Annotated in this window: 3 protein-coding genes; 1 reads left to right on the top strand and 2 read right to left on the bottom strand. The window is 75.9% G+C overall.

Features of this window, described 5'->3' with window-relative positions; translation table 11 throughout:
• Both BGM09_RS38865 and BGM09_RS16040 read right to left on the bottom strand, forming a co-directional pair.
• Nucleotides 1-827: M56 family metallopeptidase (locus BGM09_RS38865; protein ID WP_188282273.1), on the bottom strand; the 827-nt coding region annotated here is incomplete at its 3' end.
• Between the two features lie 244 nt (nucleotides 828-1071).
• Nucleotides 1072-1509, bottom strand: a complete 438-nt coding sequence (locus BGM09_RS16040; protein WP_188282272.1) for a BlaI/MecI/CopY family transcriptional regulator — start codon at nucleotides 1507-1509, stop codon at nucleotides 1072-1074.
• A 168-nt stretch (nucleotides 1510-1677) separates the two neighbouring features.
• Between BGM09_RS16040 and BGM09_RS16035 the strand changes: the two genes are divergently transcribed.
• Nucleotides 1678-3291 carry a glycosyltransferase family 2 protein gene (locus BGM09_RS16035; RefSeq protein WP_317452724.1) on the top strand — a complete coding sequence of 538 codons (1614 nt, stop codon included), beginning with the start codon at nucleotides 1678-1680 and terminating at the stop codon, nucleotides 3289-3291.
• The last annotated feature ends 333 nt before the right edge of the window (nucleotides 3292-3624 follow it).

Below are 3624 nucleotides of genomic sequence, written 5' to 3'. Positions count from 1 at the left end.
GCTGCCGGTGGCCGCCGCGACGGGCGCGGATCCGGCGGCCGGGTGCGGCACGTCGTGCTGGAGCAGCGCCGCGCGGTGGCCGCCGCGACGGGCGCGGATCCGGCGGCCGGGTGCGGCACGTCGTGCTGGAGCAGCGCCGCGCGGGCGATGGTCCTGGCGACGAGCTGCCGGTCGCCGACGCTGCGGGCGGCGTCCTCGTCCGCCCAGCGCTCGACGGCCTGACCGGCCGCCTTGGCGGTCCGGCGCAGCAACGGGTTGACGCCCGCGGCCAGTTCGGCGGCGAGGATCCACCACACATGCCGGTGGTTGAGGTGGGAGCGCTCGTGGGCGAGGACGACCTGCCGCTCCTGCGGGGTGAGCGCCCTGAGCAGGCCAGTAGTGATCACGATGCGCGCGGCGGGGGCGGGGGTGGTGAAGGCGTCGGGCCACGGGTTGTCGACGACGATCACGGGGTCGGCGGTGCGCGGGCCGCGGGCGATGCGGTAGACGGCGGCCAGTGCGCGCAGTCGGCGGACGACGGTGAGCGAGGCGTGCGCGACGGCCGCGGCCAGCAGGACGAGGCTGGCCGCCGCCAGCGGGTCGGGCACGGGGTCGAGGGCGTCGAGGCGCTTGGGCGACCACGGTCCGAGGGCGGCGATCGCGGGCACCTGTCCGAGCCAGGTGAAGCCCAGCTCGCCGAGGACGAACAGGGTCGAGGCGGCCACCGCGAGCGCGGCGGGCACGAGCAGCCGGGTGGCCGTGGCGGGCGGCAGCAGCTTTCCGAGCCAGGGCGCGGTGAGCGCGAACAGCAGGCAGACGAGGGCGGTCGCGCAGACGGCTTCGGTCACGTCGCCTCCCCGGCGTCGGCGGCCCACCGCCGGTCCGTGGGTGTCGGACGGCCTGATGCGGTCGGGACCGGGCACGCCGAACGGCCTGATGCGGTCGGGTCCCTGGGCGCCGGTCGGCGCGATGCCGTCAGGCCCCTGGGCGCCGGTCCGCGCGTGGCGGTCGGTTCCGCGAACGTCGGTTCGGTCGAACCGGTCGGGTCCGCCGCGCGCCGCCCGTTCGTCGCGTCCACCGCTGTCAGCACCTTCACCGCTTTCCGTCCGGCTCCGGTCCGTCAGACGGATCGGCCGCGCCGTCGGTTGCCTCGCCGTCCCTGGGACTTTCGGGGTCCTGCTGGTCGAGGAGGCTGCGCAGGAGGTGTTCGTCGGCGGCCTTGAGGGTGCCGACGAAGCGGACCAGCACACCGGCGCGGTCGTCGTCGGCGTCGAGCAGCCGCTGCATGCGCTGCGCGGTGACCTCGGCCGGGTGCGCGGGCGCGGTGTACGCGTAGCCGCGGCCCTCCTGCCGCCGGGTGATCTCGCCCTTGGTGTGCAGCCGGGTGAGCACGGTCATCACCGTCGTGTAGGCCAGCTCCCCGCCGAGCGCGTCGCGGACCTGCGCGGGGGTCATCGGTCCTGCGCCCGCGGCGAGTACGGCCTGGATGTCGCGGGCCAGACTGCCGCGGCTCCGGCGCTGAGGGGCCATCGGGGATCTCGTCTCCACTTATTACGCTACTACAAGGTCTGTAGTAGCTTCCGGTTCCGGGTGGTTACTACAAGGAGTGTAGTAACCACCGGCATCACGGCGTCCCGGAGCACCGGGCCGCCGACCGGGAGAGGGCCGACAGGGAGTGGCCGCCATGGACGGTTCGCCATGCGGATGACAGGACCGGGCGTGTGCGTCGTGGTCATCGCCCGCGACGACGCGGAGTTCGTCGGCGCCGCCGTACGGTCCGCGCTCGCGCAGGGTCACGCCGTCACCGAGGTCGTCGCGGTGGACGACGCCTCCCGCGACCGGACGCCCGACGTCCTGGACGCGCTGGCCGCCCGCGAGCCCCGGCTGCGCGTCCTGCACCGCGCCGAGAACAGCGGCGGTCGCGGCACGCCCCGCAACGACGGCGTCGCGATGGCCACCGCCGAGTACGTGATGTTCCTCGACAGCGACGGCGTACTGCCGGACGGCGCCGTACGCGCGCTGCTCACCGCCGCGGAGACCCACCGCACGCCGGTCACCGTCGGCGTCGCCGTCCGCCGCGAACTGCCCGGCGGCCGTGAGGTGCGCTGGCAGCCCGCGCTCTACCGCGAGGCCGCCGTCCTCGCGTCGCCCGAGGACCATCCGGAACTCCTGCGCGACACCTTGACCGTCAACAAGCTCTACCGGCGCGCCTTCCTCGACCGGCACCGGCTCCGCTGCCCCGAAGGCGCCTTCGCCTACGAGGACTTCGTCTTCACCGCCCGGGTCCTGGCCGCGGGACCGCCGATCGCCGTCGTGCCCGACACCGTCTGCGTCCGGCGGGCACGCCGCGAGGCCGGGGAGCCGGGCGCGCCCGCCCGCCGGGACATCGGCGACTGGGCCGCCCGCGTCGCCGCCCACCGCCAGGCCGTCGACATCTTCACCGCCGCCCGCCGCCCCCTGCTCGCCGCCGCCTGCCGCACGGCGTTCCTTGACGACGACCTGCGCCTGTACGTCCGCGGGCTGCCGGGCCGCGACCCCGCGTACCAGCGCGCGTGGTGGAAACTGGCCCGCGCCCACCTGGCCTCCTTCACCGACGCCGAGCGGGCCGCGGCGGCGGCCCCCGCCCGCTGGATCGCCGCGGTGGTGCTGGCCTGCGACGCCCCGCGCGACCTGGCCCGGCTCGCGCAGCTCGCGGCGGACCCGGCCAGGCTGGCCCCGCCGTACGCGCGGACGTCGGCCGGTCCCGTCTGGTCGGACGGCCTGCGCGACGTCAGGCTCGACGGGCTCGGCCGACTCCCGCTCGACGCACTGCCGTTGACGGTGGACGGCACGCTGTTCACCGGCCGCCACGGGAGACTGCGGCTGCGGATCCGCGATCTGTACGGCCGCCTCGCCGCGGTCGGCGGCCCCATCGCGGTGGAGGTCGACGTCATCGCCCGGAACAGCGCGGAACCCACCGTCACCACCACGGCCACGGCGTACGACGAGTGCGGTCGCTGGCGCGCCAGCGTCCCGCTCGACGTGGGCCGGCTCGCCGCCGCGGGCTGTCGCGGGACCCAGACCTGGGACGTACGGGTGCGGCTGCGGTACGCCGACGGCACGGTGACGGCCCCGCTCGCACCGCGCGCGCAGGACTCCGGGCTGCGCCGCACGGTCACCCCCTGCGGGCGGTACGGCGTCGCGCTGATCCAGGCGTACCGGACGGCGGGCGGTTCGCTGGCGCTGCGCCTGGCGCCAGGTGCGCGCGGGGCCTTCGACGTGGCACTGAGACGGCTGCGGAGCCGGACCCGTACGGCGGCGTCAGCGGTATGAACTCCGGCGGACGGCGCCGGAGGACGGCGAAGCGGCGCGATGTCGAGATCTACTACAAAGAACGTAGTAGGATGCGCCAGGAGACGATCCGAGGCATACGAGCAAGCGAGACACGGTGCTGACCACCTCCTCCGCGACCATCGACACACCCGCAGCGGCGCCGCCTGCCGGCCCGCCGCGCCGCCCGGCGCCCCGGGCCCCCGGGAGCGGCGGGCGGCGTGTAGTCCTGGGGCCCGGCGGGCTGGGACGCCTTGCTGGCGGTGTAACTCACCGTCAGCACGGGCGCGGCCAGCAGCAGGCCGGTCGCGGTCGCCGCCGCGCCGCGCAACAGCG

This window comes from Streptomyces sp. CBMA29 (genome assembly GCF_014596445.1).
Taxonomy (GTDB): Bacteria; Actinomycetota; Actinomycetes; order Streptomycetales; family Streptomycetaceae; genus Actinacidiphila.
Note: the sequence above shows the minus strand (reverse complement) of the source record. Positions and strands in the feature narration are given on the sequence as shown.